The sequence below is a fragment of the Bacillus sp. LH1 genome (assembly GCF_057924895.1).
Map to the genome: position 1 here is coordinate 3864369 of NZ_CM175007.1, position 22288 is coordinate 3886656.

Consider the following 22288-nt stretch of genomic DNA (forward strand, 5'->3'; position numbering starts at 1 on the left):
GTCTTAGAAGAATGTAACTACAATCATTGATACAAATAAGATTGTTAAATAATTTAGGGAATAAACAAACATTTGCACGGACCATTTGATGTCATCTTTCTTACGGAAGCCATAAAATCCTAAAACGATCCATCCGATGTTAAGCAGTGTTGCAATTACCATAAATGTTATCCCTAGTCCACTCATATAAAATGGTAGTGGTAATAAACATACTGTCCAAATCATAATTTGGCGTTTCGTAATTTCAAATCCATGAACTACAGGAAGCATTGGAATTCCTGCATTTCGATATTCATCAACACGTTTCATTGCTAATGCAAGGAAATGTGGGATTTGCCAAATAAACATAATTAAAAATAACATCCAAGCAATTGGATGGCCTAAAGATGGATCGATTGCTGCCCATCCAATTAAAGGAGGAACTGCACCAGATATACTACCTACAACAGTATTTAGTGTATACTTTCTCTTTGTCCATAAACTATATAGAACAACATATGTGAAAGCACCAATAAATCCCATTAAGACTGCCATTGGTGTTGTTAATAATAAAAATACAAAACCAAGAAGTAATATGACTAGTCCAAATGTAAGTGCAAATCCTGGTTTATACTTTCCAGTAACCGTTGGACGGGTCTTTGTTCTTTCCATTAATGGATCGATGTCTCGATCAATGTAGTTGTTTAAACAACATACCCCTGCCATAACTAATCCAGAACCAACGATTGTAAAGAATAACTTATCCAGATTGTCCATTACACTTAATCCATTAAAGTGTAATGCCAACCAAAATCCTGTAAATACAGTAAGTGTATTTGAGTTTACAATCCCCATTTTAACGAGTGCTTTTAAATCTTGTAACCGAGTTGTTTCCGGTACACTTGTAACAGCGGACTCATCATGCAGCTCACTTGTTGCATGGTTCATCACTCTAACCCCCTCTTAAAACTTTCATCTTTCTTTTTGCGCATATTTCAAATGAAATAATTCGCTTCTATATAGCAATATTATTACAGTAGAAACATTGTTAACCCATTCTACTACTAATCTACGCCCATACTCCAATATATTAAATCATATTTCCCGAACATTTTGTGAAGAAAACATGAACTTTTTGTGTCGAATATAAAAAACTTCATTCTGACTTGTCCTTATCATAACATGATGTTACCTTCTATAATAAACTATTTTGTCTTATTTAACACGTATTCTCCCCATTTCTTTTCAAAATAGCCTATTTTTCACCTAAAATTTTCCTTATGAACCCTGTTTTTACACCTATTTTCTCCCCCTTTCCTTCCCCCTCCATTTCTTTGCTATTTTATTATTTTTTATATATCATAGGAACTAGCGCGTTTTATTCTATACATAATGGAATGAAAATATTTCGCAATAACTTCATAGCAGAAAGATGGTGAAAGAGATTGCAACGCTTTATTAAATGGTTAGCAGTCATTACAAGCCTTGATTTATTAATAGTTTTATTAGGAGGCGCTTTAGTTACAAAAACAGGTTCTGGTCAAGGTTGTGGTAAATCATGGCCACTTTGTAACGGTGAATTTGTTCCATCTAATTTATCAATGGAAACTATTATTGAACTTAGCCACCGATTAACATCCGGATCAGCTGGAATTCTTGTCACTCTCCTTTGTATTTTGTCCTGGAAATATTATAAACATGTGCGTGAAACAAAAACGTTAGCAATTTTATCCTTCGTATTTTTAGTTGCACAAGCATTAATGGGAGCAGCAGCAGTTGTTTGGGGCCAAATGCCAGCTGTACTTGCTATCCACTTCGGTATTTCCTTAATTTCATTTGCTTCTGTCATTTTATTAACGTGTCTTATCTTTGAAATTGACCAAAAATTTGATGCACGTTCACTTATTATGGACAAAAAAATGAAATTTCATATTTATGGTGTAACAATTTACAGTTATATCGTCGTCTACACAGGTGCTTTAGTACGTCACGAACGAGCTAGCTTAGCCTGTCCAGACTTTCCTTTATGTAGCAAAAACAGACCTATGCCAACTCAACTACATGAATGGGTTCAAATGGGCCATAGAGTTGCAGCGATGTTAATTTTCGCTTGGATACTATACGCGATGATTCTCGCTATTCGCCATTACAAACAGCAACCTGTCGTATATTGGGGATGGATCATTTCATTTATCCTTGTTACACTTCAAGCTGTAGTAGGAGTTTTAGTTGTATTTACAAACGCTAGTTTAGCAATGGCATTGTTACATTCTCTATTCATTTCTTGCTTGTTTGCCGTACTATGCTATTTAGTTATGTTAGGAACAAGAAGTAAAGTGAATGCAAAAGAAGCCGAATTAACTTCTAAACAAACAAAATAATTTAAAACTAAAATCCCTTGCCAATTCGGCAAGGGATTTTTTGCAATAAAAAAAGAGCTGTATTTTACACAGCTCTTTTTTTATTTTAGTGATCTAATTCAATAAGTAAATCACCCGTTTGAATCGCATCACCATCGTTAACATATACTTTCTTCACTTTACCATTGAACGGCGCTTGAACTGTCGTTTCCATTTTCATCGCTTCTGTAATTGCCATAGAATCGCCTTTTTTCACTTCATCGCCTTCTTTTACAACTACTTTAATTACCGTTCCTGGCATCGTTGCACTAATATGATTTGGATTCTCACGGTTTCCTTTCACACGTTGTGCAACTGTTGCTTTTACACTCTCGTCTTTCACGATAATTTCACGTGGTTGACCGTTAAATTCCAAGTAAAGGACACGATTTCCATCCGGCTGAGGTTCTCCAATTGATACTAGTTTAACCATCAATGTTTTACCCTGTTCAATTTCTACATCAATTTCTTCACCTAGTCTCATACCATAGAAGAACGTCGGTGTATCAAGTACAGATACATTTCCATAAAGCTCAGCAACTTTTTCATAATCCATAAATACTTTTGGATATAAAGCATATGCAACTACATCAAAAATCGTTACTTCGCGTCCAAGTTTATGGAATAATTCTTCTTTTAACGCTTCGAAATCTACTGGCTCTAGTAATTCACCTGGTCTTACTGTTAATGGCTCTTTCCCTTTTAAAATAATCTTTTGTAATTCTTTCGGGAAACCACCGTACGGTTGACCTAAATCACCAGAGAACATTTCAACAACAGATCCTGGGAAGTCCATAGCATGTCCACGCTCTAAAACATCTTGTTCTGTCAGATGGTTTTGAACCATAAATAATGCCATATCACCAACAACTTTTGATGATGGCGTTACTTTTACAATATCTCCAAACATGTCATTCACACGGCGGTACATTACTTTCACTTCATCGAAGCGATCTCCTAAACCAACCGCCTTCGCTTGTTGCTGAAGATTACTATACTGCCCACCCGGCATTTCATGCATATATACCTCTGTATGAGGCGCATTCATACCACTTTCAAACGGTGCATAGTATTTGCGTACATCTTCCCAATAATGAGATAGTTTTTCTAAAGAATCTATATTAACATCTGGTTGTCTTTCGTTTCCACCTAATGCATAGTATAGCGTGTTCGCACTTGGTTGTGACGTTTGACCAGCCATAGAACTCACTGCTACATCGACGATATCAACACCCGCTTCAATTGCCTTCGTATACGTTAATATACCATTTCCACTCGTATCGTGCGTATGCAGGTGAATCGGAATCGACACTGTCTCTTTTAATGCAGAAACTAAATCATATGCTGCATTTGGTTTTAATAAGCCCGCCATATCTTTAATACCTAAAATGTGAGCTCCTGATGCTTCTAACTCTTTTGCTAAATTTTTATAGTAATTTAAATCATATTTACTACGCAGTGGATCATGGATATCCCCTGTGTAGCACATTGTTGCTTCTGCAATTTTACCAGTGTCTCGTACAGCGTCAATTGCAACTCTCATGCCTTCCACCCAGTTTAAGCTATCAAAAATACGGAATACATCAATGCCTGCTTGAGCAGAACATTCCACAAATTTTTGAATTAAATTATCTGGATAGTTTTTGTATCCAACTGCGTTTGAAGAACGAAGTAACATTTGGAATAAAACGTTCGGCATTTTTTCACGAAGATCTAGTAATCGTTCCCATGGATCTTCTTTTAAGAAACGATACGCAACATCAAACGTTGCACCGCCCCACATTTCCGCTGAGAATAGGTTCGGTAACATTCTCGCTGTTGGCTCCGCAATTTGATGTAAATCTTTTGTACGAATACGAGTTGCAAGTAATGACTGGTGTGCATCACGGAATGTTGTATCCGTTAAAAGTACACGTTTTTGATCCTGTACCCATTTTACTAATCCGTCTGCTCCACGCTCGTCCAAAATTTGTTTCGTTCCATTTTGGATTGGCTCTGAATGTTTTAAACATGGAATACGAGCATCTGGGAATATTGGTTTTTCTTTTTTACCTACTCCTGGGAAACCATTTACTGTTACTGTACCAATGTAATTTAACATTTTCGTTCCACGGTCTTTACGTTTCGGGAACAAGAACAATTCAGGTGACGCATCGATAAATGAAGTATCATATTCTCCTGATAAGAAGTTTTTATGTTTTACTACATTCTCTAGGAATGGAATATTTGTTTTAATACCACGAATACGGAATTCTTTTAAGTTACGTTCCATTTTTGCAGCAGCTTGCTCAAAAGTAAGTGCCCAAGTTGTAACTTTTACAAGTAAAGAATCGTAGTACGGTGTAATAACTGCACCTTGGAAGCTATTTCCTGTATCAAGACGTACACCAAAACCACCGCCTGATCGATACGCCATAATTTTTCCTGTATCCGGCATAAAATTATTTAGCGGATCTTCAGTTGTTACACGAGATTGAATTGCAAATCCATGTACAACTACTTCCTCTTGCTTCGGAACACCTACCATTTTGCTATGTAATGAATGTCCATCAGCTATTAAAATTTGTGATTGAACAATATCTACTCCCGTAATCATTTCTGTAATCGTATGTTCTACTTGAACACGTGGATTTACTTCAATAAAGTAAAACTCATCATCTTTTACAAGGAATTCTACTGTTCCTGCATTTAAATAATTTACATTTTTCGTTAACTTCACAGCAGCATCACAAATACGCTGACGCAGATCATCTGAAAGTGATACACTCGGTGCAATTTCTACAACTTTTTGATGACGACGTTGTACAGAACAGTCACGCTCGTATAAATGAACAACATTGCCTTCTTCATCTGCTAAAATTTGTACTTCTATATGTTTAGGTTTTTCAACGAATTTTTCGACGTAAACCTCATCATTACCAAAGGCTGCTTTCGCTTCTGATTTCGCTCGATTATATGATTCTCCTAATTCCTCACTAGTACGCACAATACGCATACCACGACCGCCACCCCCAAGGGATGCTTTAATAATAATCGGGTAATCATACTTTTCAGCAAATTTTTCGACTTCTTCTAATGAATTTACTGGACCATCACTACCAGGTATAACTGGAATTTGTGCTAGCTGCGCTTGTGTTCTTGCTTTCACTTTATCTCCAAACATATCTAAATGCTTACTTTTCGGACCGATAAAGATAATTCCTTCTTCTTCACAACGTTTAGCGAATTGAATATTTTCTGACAAGAAACCATATCCAGGGTGGATTGCATCTACATGATTACTTTTTGCAATCTCAATAATGCCTTCAATATCTAGATAAGCATCAATTGGTTTTTTTCCTTCCCCAACTAAATAGGACTCATCGGCTTTATAGCGATGATAAGAACCACTATCCTCTTTAGAATAGATTGCAACTGTTTTTAATCCAAGTTCCGAACAAGCTCGAAACACACGAATTGCAATCTCTCCACGGTTAGCTACCAATACTTTTTGAATACGTTGCAGCTTTGTCATGATTTTCCCCCTCTACTTTCCTACCACTCTAGAGATAAAATATATACACACCTTAAAAAGCGTGAAGTTCTTCACTTTCCACATTATATTATACTTAGAAAGCTTCACTTTATTTTTATCCATCATACCTTATTTTTTAACAAATGATAAGTTTTCTGTGCAATTTGTTTCACAAAAATAGTATAGCATACCTCTTCCTTTTCTAACAACTTAATTGTATATCACATTAAACTAAATGTGATATATCGTTTAACCGAAAGATATATTAATACATCACATTTAAAACTACTTAAAAATAAAAACACATCATGCTCTAAAGCACAATGTGTTTTTATTTTACAACTACAAGATGTGGTCCATTTTGTTCTTTTTCTTTCATTAATCCATTCTGTTGTTTCTCTTGTCGTTTCACGTGACTAGCAATATTGAGTAGTATCCCCATCGCAAGTAGATTAGCTAATAAAGAACTACCACCGTAACTGACAAACGGTAATGGTACTCCGGTAAGTGGTATTACTCCAGACATACCACCAACATTAATAAACGTTTGAACTCCAAACAAGCTTGCAATTCCGATAGCTATTAAACTTCCAAATGGATCTGTACACTTTTGTGCGACTCTAAATGATCGAATAATTATAAGCAATAAACAAATCAAAATGATTGCTACGCCTATAAAACCAAGTTCTTCCGATATAATTGCCATAATAAAATCCGTTTGTGGTTCTGGTAAATAACCATACTTTTGCACACTATTTCCTAATCCCCTACCATTAAGCCCTCCAGAAGCAATTCCAATAAATGAATTCACCAATTGGAATCCATCCTTTTGAGGATCATTAAACGGATCAAGGAAAACAGAAAAACGTGCCTTTTGATATGGATTTAATGCATAATTGCCAAGAAGATATAGTGCCGGAATCCATACTATAGAAGTTAAAGCAATTCGTTTAATCCATAAGTTAACCTGTACTCCCGAACAAAGGAACATAATTCCTACTGTTCCTGCAATTAACAAATCAGTACCTAAATCATTTTGCTTTAATATTAAAAACATGATTATACCAACACCAATGAGTACTGGACCTGACCCTTTGAAAACAGGTGTATTCGTTTCTTGTCTTTTCGCAAAAAAATGAGCTAATATGAGGATAACCGTTATCTTTACAAATTCCGCAGGCTGTATTCCAAATATCCATCCGTTTGCACCGTTTACTGACTTAGTGAAAAAAGCAGCTGCAGCTAATAAAGCAACACTAGCACCGTAACTCCCCAACAAAAAAATTCGTTTTCTCCAAACTTTATATGGGATAGTAGCAATAATTATTAATACTATTGTCCCAACAACTAAAGTAATTAATTGTCTTTTAAAAAAGAAATTTGCTGGTTTATCAAATCGCGAAATCGCAACAATGGAACTAGAACTATATACCATTATTACTCCCAGCACACATAAGATAACAAGAGGAAGTAACAATGAATAATCCATTGATTTCCATACTTTTTTCATTTCATTTCCTCTTTCTGTTTCAATTTAATTATTGTTGTATTCCATATGTACATTGATTCTTCCTGCTTTATTATACAAATAAAAAGCTCAAACTAATTTAGTTTGAGCCCCCTTATTTGAACCCGTTATTGTTGTTTGTTTGTAAATGCTTCATGAAGTGCAGATAACTCACGTTCGAGCTCACCTAACATTGCTTTCCCTTGTTCTTCTGCAATAAGACCAAGGCGAACTGCAAAATCGACCTCGCGGGATAGTCCAAACATTTGTGTGTCTAACACTTCTTCATATAATGGACATTGCGGCATTGTAAGATGGTCCATTTGCACCTTAATAAGTCTTAAAATCTTCTCTGCATCCGCTTGTAGAAGGGCTAGTGCCTTTTCCTGATGATTTGCTACTGTCTCAGACGCCAAATTGATTCCCTCCGTTTCCGTCCTACTCTCCTCTATCCTATCTATTAATATTAGCGATAGTTTTAATAAATTGCAATAGAAACATTTTTTGTGACAACAGTGTCTAATACTATTATACTGAAAAGTGGGAGTATAACACAAATGGGGGAACAACAATGAGCGAAATTTTATTTATTAACGGAAAAGTACGTTTTCCAATCACTATTGATCCAACTGTTTGGATCTTTGATGATCGAAAAGTAGATTTGACAACTTACTTTGATGAAACTAGAGAAAACACGTCTGAACTAGAAACTTATTTAAAAAACACTTCAGAACATTGGGATCGCGAAATCCGTGATGGTGCCGCTTTTCCTCCAATACAACAAAGTGTGAAGAAATATAAAAAAGAACAGCTGATTACTGGAACATTTGGTATACCATTTCATCCATTCCTTGCTAACGCTGAAATTTTAGAGGACGCTACGCAAGTTGAAATTGAAACGGTAGATCATACAATGACACTTCCATTAGAAACTGTCAAAAATGCTATACTAGGCTTTTCAAAAGAAGGAAAACCATTAAAAGAAGACGGGCCTGTTCATCTCTATTTCAACGATGGATCTAATCAACAAAATCCAATCCGTAACATCCGTAAATTTACAATTATTTAAAGAAAAGGAGTGAGCTTAAGCTCACTCCTTTTTACAATAAATCTGCTGCTAGTTGAGCTAAATTAGATCGCTCCCCTTTAACAAACTTCACATGACCACTAATACGCTGTTCTTTAAACTTCTCTACAACATACGTTAAGCCATTATTATATTCATCTAAATATGGGTGATCAATTTGCTGAGGATCTCCCATCAATACAATCTTACTCTTTTCCCCTACCCTAGTTAATATCGTCTTCACTTCATGCTTTGTTAAATTTTGTGCTTCGTCAATGATAATGAACTGATCTGGAATACTTCTCCCGCGTATATAAGTAAGGGCTTCTACTTCAATCGAACCCATTCCAGCTAAAATAGCATCTAACTCTCCTGGCTTTTTCGTATTAAATAAATACTCTAGGTTATCAAAAATTGGCTGCATCCATGGTCTTAATTTTTCTTCTTTTTCTCCTGGTAAATAACCGATATCTTTTCCGACTGGAACAATTGGTCTTGCCACAAGTAATTTTTTATATAACCCTAAGTCTTCTGTTTGCATAAGTCCCGAAGCTAACGCAAGTAACGTTTTTCCTGTGCCGGCTTTCCCCGTTAACGTTACAAGCGGAATATCTTCACGAAGCAACAATTCTAATCCCATAATTTGCTGCACGTTTCGTGGTCGTATCCCCCACACTTGTTCATTGTGAAAAATAAGTTTCTTTACCTTCTTCCCTAAGTGATCCACAATGCCAAGCGCAGAACTAGAGCCCCCTAATGCATCTTTCATTACTACAAATTGATTTGGGTAAAAAGGATGATTCGCAATTTCAGATAGAGGCAATTCACCTTTCTCATAAAAATAATCCAATTGTTCTTTTGATATATATCCTTCTAAAAAACCAGAATATATATTTTCTACTTCAATTACGCGATCACTTAAATAATCTTCAGCCTTCAAACCAATTGCATCAGCTTTTACCCTTACGAGTACATCTTTACTTACTAAAATAACAGACTTCCCGTCCTCTTTTTCCTGTTCTTCTAAAGATAGATTTTTTGCTACAGCTAAAATTCGATTATCATTTGTTTTTTCTACAAAAATATCTTGTAGTTGCACAAATGAACGATGGTTCAATTCAATACGAAATGTTCCGCCGTTTTCTAGCGGGATACTTTCATGCAGCTTTCCTATTTCACGAAATTTATCTATTAACTTAGATACATAACGAGCGTTTCTTCCTACTTCATCCATATAACGTTTTTTCGAATCAACCTCTTCTAATACAACTGCTGGAATCACTACTTCATTGGTTTCAAATGAAAAAATAGATAAAGGATCCTGCAAAAGTACATTCGTATCTAACACATAAATTTTATCCAACCTGTTACCCCCTGACTCCACTTTTAAATTTGTAGAACAAGGGTTTCATCCATAAAATATGGACGAACCATTGTTATAATTATATGTACCGTGTAAACGAGGTAGAATCGAAAATCATAGTCATTAAACCTTTTATTTATTCTTTATTCATTTCTATTCAATATATTACTTTTTATTATAATTATTAACGTTAAATCACAATAACCGACTACAAAAGTGAATAAACGAATTTCTTATTTAGCATCTTTATAATTCTCTTATCCCTACTAACACTTCGTTATCCAGCTTTTTCGCTGCCCGAAGATCATATGTTTTTTCATATGTTGGTTCAATTGCAAGTTTCGCTCCATAAAACATAACATCACGCACTTCTTGCACCTTTACTTCTATTACAGTTAATTTTAGAGAAATACCTTCCATTCTATCTGTCAAAATTTCACCTGCACCACTTATAGAAAATACGGATTCATTCGCCATTATAGTCAATACCACACCTGTATTATGACGTATATTTTCCACAATACGTGAACGTTGATCTACTGCAAATCGAATACTAGTTTCACTCACTGCATACACCCAAGAAATAGCACTTACGTTAGGAACTTGTTTTTCGAAATCTGTCGTTGCTATCATAACAATACACTCTTTACGCAACGTTTGTACTAAATCCTCTGTTAAGGTAGGCTCTACTACATTCGCCATATTTTCACCTCCAAATATACTTGGTATATCCTTATCATAACTTATTTTTTGAATTGCGAAAATATTATTTTTTCCCACTATTATTCAAAAACATTATACTTCCATGATATACTTATACTGATAGAATTCGTATTGAGGTGACGAAATGAGAGTCAAATGTATGATTTGTGATAAAAAAGATATGTTAGATGATGAAAATCCTATGGCAAAAAAACTGCGTAATCGCCCTATTCATACATATATGTGCATGGAATGTTCGGAACGAATTGCAGAGCGTACAATGGAACGTCATGCAAGTGGTAATTTCCGATTATATCGTGATAAAAAAATCGAAGATGATTGGTAAAATGTAAATAAGTCCTTACTCATATAGATAAGGACTTATTTATATTTTTCTGGTTCACGATTCATCTGATCCAAAAAACAATCAATGGCTTCTAACGGAAACCTTGCAGATTTCCGTTCTCCATTTATTTCATATGTAATTAAATACATTTCCTCGTTCTTTTCGACTTCCACATTTCTTAATTTATGTTCTTCATATACCATATTTTGAAATAACAAATATGTTTCTTTTGCAGCACTATCATCTGGACGTGCTTCCGCAACTGTTTTAATTGTTAACCAATTATATAGTGCATCTTGTACTGAACGCATGAAAACTCCCCTTTCTTATCCTGCTTTTTGTTGTTTCGCTTGACGCAAACGCAGTCTATAAATTCCAAGTACAATTGCCGCTACAACAAGTCCTTCTCCAACAGGTAAAAACACAGCAAAAAAGGTTAATACTGTGCATCCAATTGCTAATGATATGTATATCACAATATTTTTTAGTACAGACAACTTTCTAGCAAACCCTAAATTATAAACGAGAGCACTTAATATAATAATCGTCCCATAAAGTAACCACATTCCTAACTCTGGATTTTCATCTACCTTACACAATTTTGCAAAAAAAGACATCCTTTCTAACACACTCTTCCCCCCTAGCAGTAAAATGCAATTTTCTTTATACACTTAATACAAGAGTAACTCGCAAAAAAAATACTGTCCACAAAAAAAGAGTAAATATTCTAAAAAATAAACAAAATAAAAAAACAACGCCCTTTATAAAGGGCGTTGTTTTTTTATTTTTACGCTTCAACAGATTTCTTTTTCTTAGCAGCTCTTTCGCGCTCACTCTTATCAAGAATCTTTTTACGTAGACGAATTGATTCTGGAGTTACTTCACAGAACTCGTCATCGTTTAAGTACTCTAATGATTCTTCTAAAGTCATTAGGCGTGGTTTCTTCATTGTTGAAGTTTGATCTTTCGTCGCAGAACGAATGTTAGTTTGTTGTTTCATTTTCACAACGTTAACTGTTAAGTCGTTCTCACGAGTGTGTTCTCCGACAATCATACCAGCATATACTTCTGTACCTGGTTCAACGAAGATTACACCACGGTCTTCAACTTGCATAATACCGTATTGTGATGCTTTTCCTGTTTCAAGTGAAACTAGAACACCTTGGCGACGTCCACCAACTTGTCCAGCGTGTACTGGTTGGTAGCAATCGAATGTATGGTTTAAAATACCGTAACCACGAGTTAATGTTAAGAATTCTGTTGTGTAACCAATTAAACCACGTGCTGGAACCATGAAAGTAAGGCGAACTTGACCGTTTCCGTTATTCACCATATCTAACATTTCACCTTTACGTGCACCCATAGATTCCATAATAGAACCAGTGTATTCTTCAGGTACATCGATTTGTACGCGCTCTACAGGCTCACATCTTACGCCATCAACTTCTTTAATGATTACTTCTGGCTTAGATACTTGTAATTCATAACCTTCACGACGCATGTTTTCAATTAAGATAGATAAATGTAGTTCCCCACGTCCAGATACGATCCACGCATCAGGAGAATCTGTATTATCTACACGTAAACTTACATCTGTTTCTAATTGTGAACGAAGACGCTCTTCAATTTTACGAGATGTAATGTATTTACCTTCACGACCTGCAAATGGGCTGTTATTTACAAGGAACGTCATTTGTAGTGTTGGCTCATCAATACGTAATAATGGTAACGCATCTTGATGTTCAACTGGACATACTGTTTCACCTACGTTAATGTCTTCCATACCAGAAACGGCTACTAAGTCCCCTGCTTTTGCTTCTTCAATTTCTTGACGTTTTAATCCCATGTAACCGAATAATTTCGTTACGCGGAATTGCTTCACGCTTCCGTCTACTTTCATTAAAGCAACTTGTTGTCCAACCTTCATTGTACCGCGGAATACGCGACCAACTCCAATACGTCCAACGTAGTCGTTGTAATCAAGAAGTGCTACTTGGAATTGAAGTGGCTCTTCGCTGTTATCAATTGGTGCTGGAATATGTTCGATAATTGTATCGAATAATGATTTCATATTCTCTTCTTGATTTGCTGGATTTGAATCTAAGCTTGCTGTTCCGTTCATTGCTGATGCAAATACAACTGGGAACTCTAATTGATCTTCGTTTGCACCAAGCTCAATGAATAAGTCGATTACTTCATCAACTACTTCATCTGGACGAGCGAAGTCACGGTCAATTTTGTTTACAACTACGATTGGAGTTAAGTTTTGCTCAAGAGCTTTCTTTAAAACAAATCGTGTTTGTGGCATACAACCTTCATATGCATCAACAACAAGTAAAACACCATCAACCATTTTCATGATACGTTCTACTTCTCCACCGAAGTCAGCGTGACCAGGTGTATCTAAAATGTTAATTCTTTTATCTTCATAGTGAATCGCTGTATTTTTCGCTAAAATTGTAATACCGCGTTCTCTTTCTAGATCATTTGAATCCATTGCGCGTTCTTCAACGTGTTCGTTCGCACGGAAAGTCCCCGCTTGACGTAATAACTGGTCAACAAGTGTTGTTTTACCATGGTCAACGTGGGCAATAATTGCTATATTACGTAAATCTTGTCGTTTTTTCAACATGTCCAACTCCTAATGTCTTTTTAATCCTTCTCTATTATAAGAGCGAAGGGGATACAATAGCAATTAAAATAAAAGCAAGAATGAAAATATAGTTGTATTCTTACTTTTGTGAAAGTAAAATGAGATTGGAGGGTGAAGAAATGGAACACATTCAATATCGCTTTTTATTAACTGCAATTATCGGTGTTATTTTCTTAATCGGTATCGGCATTATGATTGCTGAAAATAGTCCAATCGGTATTATTATTTGCATTATCGGCACATTTGTTACAGTTGGATACGGTTTTGTAACAAAAAGAAAAATGCGCAAATCACAATAACGCTAAAAAGTAAGAAGCTTATACACAGCCTCTTACTTTTTTTGTTGCTCTCATATAAACGATAACACTTCTTCATACACTCCTGGTTTTGCAACTAACACACTGCTCTTCTCTATGATAGAAAGTGGCGCTCCAGAGAATGTCGTCACCTTACCTCCAACTTCTTCTACAATTATCTGCCCTCCGCCAAAATCCCATGGTGATAATCTCGGCGTTACATATGCATCTATTCTTCCTGTTGCAACGTATACCATCTCTAATGCTGCACAGCCATATGACCTTGTGCCCCTTGCTTTCTTAACAAGTGCCATCATACTTTCCATATTAAGCAATGGATTATCTGTAAGCCATATCGCATTTAAAGCTACAATACCTTGCTCTACAGTTCCTTTTTCCAATGGAGGAATTGATATATCATTACAAAAAGCTCCAGATCCCTTGACTGCATGATATAGCTCATCATGCACTGGATCATATATAAGTCCAATCTTTCCGATACCGTTCTCATAAATCCCAATTGAAATCGCAAAATTTCTTTTTTGATGAACAAAGTTCATCGTGCCGTCAATTGGATCAATTAACCAAACAACCCCGTCAGAAGACGTTATCTCGTCTCCATAACCCTCTTCTCCTAAAATATTATGATTCGGGAATGTTTCTTTAATTTTCCCAATTAAAAACTGTTCTATCTCTCGGTCCATATTTGTAACTAAGTCAGCTGCATTTGATTTTGTTTCTATAATAAGTGCTTTTTTCATTGATGCCATTAAATGCTCTCCTGCATCCCGAATCCACCGTTTGGCGTGTGCATCGATGTCTTTCCATACTTCTTGCATGTTTAAACACTCCGATCTATACTGTTCACAGAAAAAACGAACCCTTTATAAGGTTCGCACCAACTAATTTTTTATACATATACTATTATTACGCTTCTAAACGAATCATTTCAAGTCTTAATACTTCTAACTTTTGTACACACTCTTCTTTTTTCTGGTTATCATCTTCCATCATCGCATCATATAAAGTTGCTAATTCATAATCTAGCTCCAAACGTAGCACCGGTATTCTCTTTTCAGCATCTGTTCTCTTTAACGCATTAATCACCTGTCTCATATTATTTGCCTCCTCCCAATATTCGTCTGCCCTCGGACTAGAATTAATTCAATTTTCTGATTTTTTGTTTTATACTATACTATGTTGGATAAATCATCTATGCAACAAAATTATATTTTTTTATTTAAATTTTTTTGTGCTGTTTTTTTTATGAATAGTACAAGCTATGCTAAAATAAAAGCAAAATAGGAGTTGGAGGAACAATCATGACAATACAAACATTCAAGTCAACTGATTTTGATGTCTTTACAGTTGATGGTCTCGAAGAACGAATGAGTGCAATTAAAACGAACATTCATCCTAAGCTAGAAGCTTTAGGGGAACAATTTGCAGAATACTTATCCAAACAAACTGATGAGAACTTTTTTTATCATGTTGCAAAACACGCACGCCGCAAAGTCAATCCACCAAACGATACTTGGGTTGCTTTTTCAACAAATAAACGAGGATATAAAATGCTACCGCATTTCCAAATCGGCTTATGGGGTACTCATGCCTTCATATACTTTGGTTTAATCTATGAGTGTCCACAAAAAGTTGAGACGGCTCATGCCTTCTTAGAACATTTAAATGATTTAAAAACAAATATTCCAAATGACTTCGTTTGGTCCATTGACCATACTAAACCAAGTGTGAAATTACATAAAACACTTGAAACCGAAGACTTACAAAAGATGATTGAACGATTAGCTACTGTAAAAAAAGCAGAATTATTAGTTGGTATTCATATATCACCAGAGGAGTTTTCAGCAATGACCAACGAACAATTCCTTGCTAAGATTGAATCTACGATGCAATCACTCCTTCCTTTATATGCACTTTGTAATCGATAGTAGAAAACGGACAATTTATATTGTCCGTTTTTAGTTGTTATCACATTATATCACTTCAGTTTTTATTTTTCAAAATATTTTTTACATTTTCACAAGCTTTTGTTCTTCGACTTCTTTTGCCCTTTGAATAGCACGATATATAGAGTATCCACTTACTTCTTGAAATTCTTTATCAATTTTCTTTTCTTCTGCTTTCGATGGAACAATCTCTTTAAAACGACGATATAAACCCATTAACTCTTCTCTTATAATTCCTTTTTCATAAGCTTTCTCAATCGCTTCATAAAACTTCACCATTGTAACCATTTCCTCATTTGACCAATCATAATCTAACGGATATTGATATTCCATTTCGCACCTCATTTATCATTTCTTCTTGTTTCATTATGCTATCTTAAAGAGAATATTTTATTCTTCATTATAGCCACTCTGCATTATACACTATTTATTCATTTTAATGGAATTGTCTTCCTCTATTCATTAGTTGAGGCTAACTATTAAACATACTCACCTTAAAAAGATTTTTTTCTATACATCTATAATTATTGGTGATATAATGCTTTTGTTTTATAGAAAATAAAGTGAAGCTACCATCTCAAAAACGATTTTTTGAATGGCAGAAAAACAAGCCTTATTCTAAAAAGGGCTACACTTTTTTAGAGCAGGATTATATAAAACAAATTACACTAAATATTATGAAGAAGAAGGGGTGTATAGATTGTCCCAATACGAAACACCATTGTTTACCGCTTTAGTTGAGCACAGTAAGCGAAATCCAATTCAATTCCATATTCCTGGTCATAAAAAAGGACAGGGCATGGATCCTACATTTCGCGAATTTATTGGGCATAATGCATTAGCAATTGATTTAATTAATATTGCGCCACTCGATGATTTACATCATCCAAAAGGTATGATTAAAGAAGCACAAGATTTAGCAGCAGCCGCATTCGGTGCAGATCATACTTTCTTTTCTATTCAAGGTACAAGTGGCGCTATTATGACAATGGTGATGAGCGTTTGCGGTCCTGGTGACAAAATCCTAGTACCACGAAACGTGCATAAATCAGTAATGTCAGCTATTATTTTCTCAGGTGCAAAACCGATTTTCATGCATCCTGAAATCGATCCGAAGCTCGGTATTTCTCATGGAATCACAATTCAATCTGTCAAAAAAGCACTTGAAGAGCACTCAGATGCAAAGGGCTTACTTGTTATTAACCCAACGTACTTTGGGTTTGCTGCAGACTTAGAACAGATTGTACAATTAGCACATTCTTATGACATCCCTGTACTAGTCGACGAAGCTCATGGTGTTCATATTCATTTTCACGATGAATTACCTATGTCAGCGATGCAAGCTGGTGCGGATATGGCAGCAACAAGTGTTCACAAATTAGGAGGCTCTTTAACTCAAAGTTCTATTCTTAATGTGAAAGAAGGCTTAGTGAATGTAAAGCATGTCCAATCTATTATTAGCATGCTTACAACCACATCAACTTCTTACATCTTGTTAGCATCCCTTGATGTTGCGAGAAAACGTCTTGCTACAGAAGGAACAGCACTCATAGAACAAACAATACAATTAGCTGAGCATGTTCGTGATGCTATAAATTCTATTGAGCATCTTTACTGTCCTGGAAAAGAAATGTTAGGTACAGATGCTACCTTTAACTATGATCCTACAAAGATAATTGTATCTGTAAAAGATTTAGGTATTACCGGCCACCAAGCTGAAGTATGGCTTAGAGAGCAATATAACATTGAAGTAGAACTCTCAGATCTATACAACATACTATGTCTTATCACTTTGGGAGATACAGAAAGTGATACAAATACACTTATTGCAGCATTACAAGATTTAGCAGCAACATTTAGAAATAGGGCAGATAAAGGTGTTCAAGTACAAGTAGAGATTCCAGAAATTCCAGTGCTAGCACTTTCTCCTCGAGATGCTTTTTATTCGGAAACAGAAGTCATTCCATTTGAAAATGCAGCGGGTCGTATTATAGCTGATTTTGTTATGGTTTATCCGCCAGGGATTCCAATCTTTACTCCGGGGGAAATTATTACACAAGAAAACTTAGAGTATATTCGTAAAAACTTAGAAGCAGGTTTACCTGTACAAGGTCCTGAAGATATGACATTACAAACATTACGTGTTATTAAAGAGTACAAGCCTATCAGTTGATAGGCTTTTTTTTCACCTTTTTTCCTTTTCTTCATACGATACTTAAGAATGTAACGTATAGGTGGGGATACTATTATGATTGTAATAGGCCGTTCTATTGTACATCCTTATATTACAAATGAATACGAGCCATTTGCAGCAGAGAAACAACAAATTTTATCAATAATGGCAGGAAATCAAGAAGTTTATTCCTTCCGAACAGCTGATGAACTCAGCTTTGATCTCAATTTACGAGTTAATATTATTATCTCTGCACTAGAGCTTTTTCAAAGTGGATTTCAGTTTCGTACATTTCAGCAATCCTTTTGCAACCCCCAGTATTGGAAAAGAACGTCTCTTGGAGGATTCGAGCTTCTTCCAAACATACCACCTTCTATTGCCATACAGGATATTTTCAAAAACGGAAAACTATATGGAACTGAATGCGCAACCGCTATGATCATTATTTTTTATAAAGCTTTACTATCATTGTATGAGGAAGAAACTTTCAATCGTCTATTTGCAAACCTTTTACTTTATACATGGGACTACGACCAAGATCTAAGGCTCATAACAAAAAACGGTGGCGATCTTGTTCCAGGTGACCTCGTTTACTTTAAAAACCCACAAGTAAATCCAGCTACGATTGAATGGCAAGGAGAAAATACAATCTATTTAGGAAATTTCTTTTTTTACGGGCATGGCGTAGGTGTAAAAACAAAAGAAGAAATTATTTATTCATTAAATGAACGACGAGTCCCTTACGCTTTTATTTCAGCTTTCTTGACCGATACTATTACCCGTATCGATAGTCGTATAATGAGCCAATACGCTTCTTCTAGTACACCACAGACCTCCATAAGCTTTATTCCGATTAGGGATGATGCAATCGTTGCAACAGTTGGTCATACAACTACAATTTATTAAAAAAGCGCCTACACATGTAGGCGCTTTTTCTTATTATTAAGCTTTTGTATGTTCTTTATGGTCACATTCGCAATGAGATCCACATTTCCCGTATAGTACTGTTGATTTTTCATCTTCAAAATGTCCAATTGTTCCTTCACACACTTGGCATACGATTGTTCCCATTTTCATTTCCCCCTGAGTTTCAATAGTAATCTATTTATTTATCATTAAGCTTTCGCATTATCTTTTCTAGCACAGTCACAATTTGTTCCGCATTTTCCGTAAAGTACCGTCGTTTTCTCATCTTCAAAATGTCCGATTGTTCCTTCACATACTTGGCATACGATTGTTCCCATTTTTCATTTCCCCCTAAGTTTATGGTCCTAAAAACTTTTAGCTGTCCATTTCCTATCAATTATTGGGCTTTTGTATGCTCTGTGTGATCACATCCGCAAGATCCACATTTCCCGTAAAGTACCGTTACTTTCTCATCTTCGAAGTGTGCAATTGTACCTTCACAATCTTGACATACGATTGTTCCCATTTTTCATTTCCCCCTAAGTTTATAATCCCAAAAACTTTTTTGTAACCGCTTAACTTTCTGTCTTTATTTTAATATGTTATACTTTTTACGTCAATAGGTTTTTAGTATAACACATTAAATATTTTCAATTTAAATTAGTATGCGATATTCAAATAAAAAACAGCCATATTTATAAGTACGACTGTTTCACATTAATTATTCTTCATATTCCGCATGTAAAGAAGTTGACGGAACTAGAAATTTGAAAAACTGAGCTAACTCCTTTGCTTCCTCTTCTGATCCTAATTTAAAAATCTCCTGTATATATTGAACATTCTCTACATCATCTCGTCCGAGTAAAGTAGACCTTCCTGTTTGCATACAAACAATGAGCGGCTTTCCAAAAAACATATTTGTATAAATAACACCAAAATCATAACGTGTATCATGTGTCATAAACCCTAAAAATCGTACCTTCACACTTTCATGCTCATCATACAATTTTTCAAACATTGGTTTCCACCTTTCTACATCACGTTTCATTAATAGTATATTAAACAAAACATGTAATACTCCTTTTAATTGTCAAAAAATTCAGTAGGATGTAGAATGATAGTATTCTACTAAGTTAGGGGGAACTTATATGCAACACGCCTTTATTACGCTTGTACCGAAATCCAACCAACAATCAGTTTCAATAGATGATATAAAACAACTTTTTCATTATTATAAAACAGTTACTTCTAAAACTGGTGCCCAAATTAATTACACGTATACAAATACCGCTTTTCCTTATGAAATTTTAGATACATCTACAACAACATTAAAACTTCAATCCAATCACGACCGGTATGACTCAATTTATATTGGTGTTGGTATAGAAAATGAACAATCTTTCATCCAAGTTTCTTTACCACCTAATGCAACATTTGGTGACAAAGGGAAAGCAAATGAATTTTGCCGTTTTTTAGCGAAGAAATTAGAAGGAGAGTTACAATTATTTAATGGAAGAACAATGTATTTTTATAAACGCTAATTTAAAAAATAGATAATATGATTAAAAATAATATACAATTCGAACATGTAAGAAATAAAGCTTGCTTTCTTACGTGCAATACAAAATATGCTATTACATAGGCTAAATATAGAAATACGAAAAAAAGAATAACTTTATAATGAAACTTATCACCATTCGATAATGTTAATACAGTGGAAAAGCCACTCCATAGTAGTAAATGATAAAATATAACATGTAATATTTTCATGGAACCTTCTCCTTTGACATGCTCTATTTTATTAATATATGGGGGTACGTTTGAATCAATTACATATTATAGGATGATATATATTACCTTTGAAGTAAGTTAAGCCGGAATCATTTGTTAAAGTATTATATATTCATTCGACAAGTACGTTTAAAGACCTTGCAAGTCATTTGATGAAAATAAAAATAGCCCCTCTCTTACAATAAGAGAAGGGCTATTTACATTACTTAAATTATTTTACAATGTGAATTGGCATTCCAAGAGCAACTTCAGCTGCTTCCATTGTGATTTCACCTAATGTTGGGTGAGCATGGATTGTTTGAGCGATATCTTCAGCTGTCATTCCAGCTTCGATAGCTAAACCAATCTCAGAGATAATATCAGAAGCACCTGCACCTGCAACTTGAGCACCTACAAGAAGACCATCTTCTTTACGTGTTACAAGTTGTAAGAAACCGTCAGTGCTGTTTAATGATAATGCACGACCGTTAGCAGCGAATGGGAACTTAGATACAGTTACAGTCATTCCAGCTTCTTCAGCTTGTTTTTTAGTGTAACCAACAGATGCTAATTCTGGATCAGTGAAGCATACTGCAGGAATTCCGATGTAATCGATAGCTGATGCATGGCCACTAATTGCTTCTACAGCTACTTTACCTTCGTAAGAAGCTTTGTGAGCTAATGGTGGTCCAGGAACGATATCACCGATTGCATAGATGTTTGGTACATTTGTACGACATTGCTCATCGATTTCGATGATGCCGCGGTCAGTCATTTTAACTCCAACCTGCTCAAGACCGATTTCTTGAGTGTTTGGACGACGACCTACAGTTACTAATACGTAATCTGCTTCTACAGTTTGGATTTCACCTTTAACTTCAAAGCTAACTTTTACGCCAGTTTCTGTTTCTTCAACGCCTTTAGCCATAGCTTTTGTATGGATATTTACGTTACCTTTTTTCTGTAGAGCACGTTTAACAACAGAGCTCATAGCTTTTTCGAAACCAGCTAAGATTTCGTCGCCAGCTTCTACTACAGTAACTTCTGTACCGAAGTTAGCATATGCAGTACCTAATTCCATACCGATGTAACCGCCGCCGATTACAACAAGTTTTTTAGGAATTTCAGGTAAGCTTAAAGCACCTGTAGAGTTGATAACACGTTTAGAGTATTTGAATCCTGGAATTTCGATTGGTGTAGAACCAGTTGCAAGAACAGCATTTTTAAACGTATAAGTTTGAGCTGCATCTTCAGTCATAACGCGTAATGTATTAGCATCTACGAAGTAAGCTTCACCGCGAATGATTTCAACTTTGTTACCTTTAAGAAGGCCTTCAACACCGCCAGTTAATTTCTTAACTACGCCGTTTTTCCATTCTTGAACTTTTGTAAAGTCAACTTTTACGTTTTCTGCAGTAATACCCATGTCATCAGAATGCATTGCATTCTCATAACGATGACCTGCATTGATTAACGCTTTTGAAGGAATACATCCAACGTTTAAGCATACGCCACCAAGGTTAGCTTTTTCAATGATTGCTACCTTTTGACCTAATTGTGCTGCACGAATTGCCGCAACGTATCCACCAGGACCTGCACCAACAACGACTGTATCTAATTCAATTGGGAAATCTCCTACTACCATTG

The 22288-nt window shown here is 35.4% G+C and carries 26 protein-coding genes; 8 read left to right on the forward strand and 18 right to left on the reverse strand.

Annotated features, from left to right (window positions below; translation table 11 throughout):
• Positions 1-3: 3 nt before the first annotated feature.
• A complete protein-coding gene (gene ctaB, locus ACX9TM_RS19840; protein WP_001015058.1) occupies positions 4-927 on the reverse strand; it encodes a protoheme IX farnesyltransferase in 924 nt (307 codons plus the stop codon).
• A 497-nt stretch (positions 928-1424) separates the two neighbouring features.
• Between ctaB and ctaA the strand changes: the two genes are divergently transcribed.
• Positions 1425-2360 (forward strand): heme A synthase, encoded by a 936-nt coding sequence (ctaA, locus tag ACX9TM_RS19845; protein ID WP_001188743.1) that lies wholly within the window; start codon positions 1425-1427, stop codon positions 2358-2360.
• Between the two features lie 85 nt (positions 2361-2445).
• Here the strand turns inward: ctaA and pyc are convergent, their stop codons facing one another.
• The 3 genes from pyc to ACX9TM_RS19860 all read right to left on the reverse strand — a co-directional run bounded on the left by pyc (position 2446) and on the right by ACX9TM_RS19860 (position 7815).
• Positions 2446-5892, reverse strand: a complete 3447-nt coding sequence (gene pyc, locus ACX9TM_RS19850) for a pyruvate carboxylase (protein WP_000164087.1) — start codon at positions 5890-5892, stop codon at positions 2446-2448.
• 331 nt (positions 5893-6223) lie between these two features.
• Positions 6224-7402 (reverse strand): FtsW/RodA/SpoVE family cell cycle protein, encoded by a 1179-nt coding sequence (locus ACX9TM_RS19855; protein WP_000758402.1) that lies wholly within the window; start codon positions 7400-7402, stop codon positions 6224-6226.
• Positions 7403-7527: 125 nt separating this feature from the next.
• Positions 7528-7815 carry an Fpa/YlaN family protein gene (locus tag ACX9TM_RS19860; protein WP_000135694.1) on the reverse strand — a complete coding sequence of 96 codons (288 nt, stop codon included), beginning with the start codon at positions 7813-7815 and terminating at the stop codon, positions 7528-7530.
• Between the two features lie 155 nt (positions 7816-7970).
• On the opposite strand from ACX9TM_RS19860, the gene ACX9TM_RS19865 reads away from it, so the two are divergent.
• Positions 7971-8468, forward strand: coding sequence for a molybdopterin-binding protein (locus ACX9TM_RS19865; protein ID WP_001289809.1), 498 nt, complete (start codon positions 7971-7973; stop codon positions 8466-8468).
• Between the two features lie 31 nt (positions 8469-8499).
• On the opposite strand, the gene ACX9TM_RS19870 is transcribed toward ACX9TM_RS19865, so the two are convergent.
• Positions 8500-9828: a PhoH family protein gene (locus ACX9TM_RS19870; protein ID WP_000358083.1), complete on the reverse strand. Its 1329-nt coding sequence runs from the start codon at positions 9826-9828 to the stop codon at positions 8500-8502.
• Between the two features lie 246 nt (positions 9829-10074).
• Positions 10075-10530 carry a pyridoxamine 5'-phosphate oxidase family protein gene (locus tag ACX9TM_RS19875; protein WP_000024593.1) on the reverse strand — a complete coding sequence of 152 codons (456 nt, stop codon included), beginning with the start codon at positions 10528-10530 and terminating at the stop codon, positions 10075-10077.
• Between the two features lie 145 nt (positions 10531-10675).
• Between ACX9TM_RS19875 and ACX9TM_RS19880 the strand changes: the two genes are divergently transcribed.
• The gene (locus ACX9TM_RS19880; RefSeq protein WP_002082250.1) at positions 10676-10876 is read left to right on the forward strand and encodes a YlaI family protein; all 201 of its coding nucleotides are present in this window, start codon (positions 10676-10678) and stop codon (positions 10874-10876) included.
• Between the two features lie 35 nt (positions 10877-10911).
• On the opposite strand, the gene ACX9TM_RS19885 is transcribed toward ACX9TM_RS19880, so the two are convergent.
• The 3 genes from ACX9TM_RS19885 to typA all read right to left on the reverse strand — a co-directional run bounded on the left by ACX9TM_RS19885 (position 10912) and on the right by typA (position 13508).
• Entirely contained in the window at positions 10912-11187 is a 276-nt protein-coding gene (locus ACX9TM_RS19885; RefSeq protein ID WP_001258151.1) for a hypothetical protein, read from the reverse strand.
• 15 nt (positions 11188-11202) lie between these two features.
• Positions 11203-11505, reverse strand: a complete 303-nt coding sequence (locus ACX9TM_RS19890) for a YlaH-like family protein (protein WP_000893662.1) — start codon at positions 11503-11505, stop codon at positions 11203-11205.
• Between the two features lie 158 nt (positions 11506-11663).
• Positions 11664-13508, reverse strand: a complete 1845-nt coding sequence (typA, locus tag ACX9TM_RS19895) for a translational GTPase TypA (protein ID WP_000914762.1) — start codon at positions 13506-13508, stop codon at positions 11664-11666.
• 140 nt (positions 13509-13648) lie between these two features.
• Here typA and ACX9TM_RS19900 point away from each other — a divergent pair, with 140 nt between their 5' ends.
• A complete protein-coding gene (locus ACX9TM_RS19900) occupies positions 13649-13828 on the forward strand; it encodes a DUF5325 family protein (RefSeq protein ID WP_000400127.1) in 180 nt (59 codons plus the stop codon).
• A 50-nt stretch (positions 13829-13878) separates the two neighbouring features.
• On the opposite strand, the gene ACX9TM_RS19905 is transcribed toward ACX9TM_RS19900, so the two are convergent.
• Together ACX9TM_RS19905 and ACX9TM_RS19910 are read right to left on the reverse strand one after the other, a co-directional pair.
• Complete coding sequence (locus ACX9TM_RS19905) at positions 13879-14664, reverse strand: inositol monophosphatase family protein (RefSeq protein ID WP_001158701.1); 786 nt, start codon at positions 14662-14664, stop codon at positions 13879-13881.
• Positions 14665-14752: 88 nt separating this feature from the next.
• Positions 14753-14941 (reverse strand): hypothetical protein, encoded by a 189-nt coding sequence (locus tag ACX9TM_RS19910; RefSeq protein ID WP_001250165.1) that lies wholly within the window; start codon positions 14939-14941, stop codon positions 14753-14755.
• Between the two features lie 206 nt (positions 14942-15147).
• Between ACX9TM_RS19910 and ACX9TM_RS19915 the strand changes: the two genes are divergently transcribed.
• Positions 15148-15774 (forward strand): YktB family protein, encoded by a 627-nt coding sequence (locus tag ACX9TM_RS19915; protein WP_000155317.1) that lies wholly within the window; start codon positions 15148-15150, stop codon positions 15772-15774.
• 81 nt (positions 15775-15855) lie between these two features.
• On the opposite strand, the gene ACX9TM_RS19920 is transcribed toward ACX9TM_RS19915, so the two are convergent.
• Positions 15856-16125 carry a UPF0223 family protein gene (locus tag ACX9TM_RS19920; protein WP_000456562.1) on the reverse strand — a complete coding sequence of 90 codons (270 nt, stop codon included), beginning with the start codon at positions 16123-16125 and terminating at the stop codon, positions 15856-15858.
• A gap of 367 nt (positions 16126-16492) precedes the next feature.
• Here ACX9TM_RS19920 and speA point away from each other — a divergent pair, with 367 nt between their 5' ends.
• Together speA and ACX9TM_RS19930 are read left to right on the forward strand one after the other, a co-directional pair.
• Positions 16493-17965, forward strand: coding sequence for an arginine decarboxylase (gene speA, locus ACX9TM_RS19925; RefSeq protein ID WP_000084899.1), 1473 nt, complete (start codon positions 16493-16495; stop codon positions 17963-17965).
• Between the two features lie 75 nt (positions 17966-18040).
• Positions 18041-18871, forward strand: a complete 831-nt coding sequence (locus ACX9TM_RS19930; RefSeq protein WP_000635337.1) for a protein-glutamine gamma-glutamyltransferase — start codon at positions 18041-18043, stop codon at positions 18869-18871.
• A 36-nt stretch (positions 18872-18907) separates the two neighbouring features.
• Here ACX9TM_RS19930 and ACX9TM_RS19935 read toward each other — a convergent pair whose 3' ends face one another.
• From ACX9TM_RS19935 to ACX9TM_RS19950, 4 genes are all read right to left on the reverse strand, one after another.
• Entirely contained in the window at positions 18908-19036 is a 129-nt protein-coding gene (locus ACX9TM_RS19935) for a GapA-binding peptide SR1P (protein ID WP_000536796.1), read from the reverse strand.
• A 44-nt stretch (positions 19037-19080) separates the two neighbouring features.
• Positions 19081-19209 (reverse strand): GapA-binding peptide SR1P, encoded by a 129-nt coding sequence (locus ACX9TM_RS19940; protein WP_000536803.1) that lies wholly within the window; start codon positions 19207-19209, stop codon positions 19081-19083.
• A gap of 59 nt (positions 19210-19268) precedes the next feature.
• Positions 19269-19397, reverse strand: a complete 129-nt coding sequence (locus ACX9TM_RS19945) for a GapA-binding peptide SR1P (protein WP_000536778.1) — start codon at positions 19395-19397, stop codon at positions 19269-19271.
• A gap of 195 nt (positions 19398-19592) precedes the next feature.
• Positions 19593-19889, reverse strand: a complete 297-nt coding sequence (locus ACX9TM_RS19950) for a DUF3055 domain-containing protein (RefSeq protein WP_000462038.1) — start codon at positions 19887-19889, stop codon at positions 19593-19595.
• A 130-nt stretch (positions 19890-20019) separates the two neighbouring features.
• Between ACX9TM_RS19950 and ACX9TM_RS19955 the strand changes: the two genes are divergently transcribed.
• The gene (locus tag ACX9TM_RS19955; protein ID WP_001163299.1) at positions 20020-20412 is read left to right on the forward strand and encodes a DUF1885 family protein; all 393 of its coding nucleotides are present in this window, start codon (positions 20020-20022) and stop codon (positions 20410-20412) included.
• Between the two features lies 1 nt (position 20413).
• Here the strand turns inward: ACX9TM_RS19955 and ACX9TM_RS19960 are convergent, their stop codons facing one another.
• Positions 20414-20641, reverse strand: coding sequence for a hypothetical protein (locus ACX9TM_RS19960; RefSeq protein WP_000697469.1), 228 nt, complete (start codon positions 20639-20641; stop codon positions 20414-20416).
• A 232-nt stretch (positions 20642-20873) separates the two neighbouring features.
• Complete coding sequence (lpdA, locus tag ACX9TM_RS19965) at positions 20874-22286, reverse strand: dihydrolipoyl dehydrogenase (RefSeq protein WP_000260104.1); 1413 nt, start codon at positions 22284-22286, stop codon at positions 20874-20876.
• Positions 22287-22288: the final 2 nt, after the last annotated feature.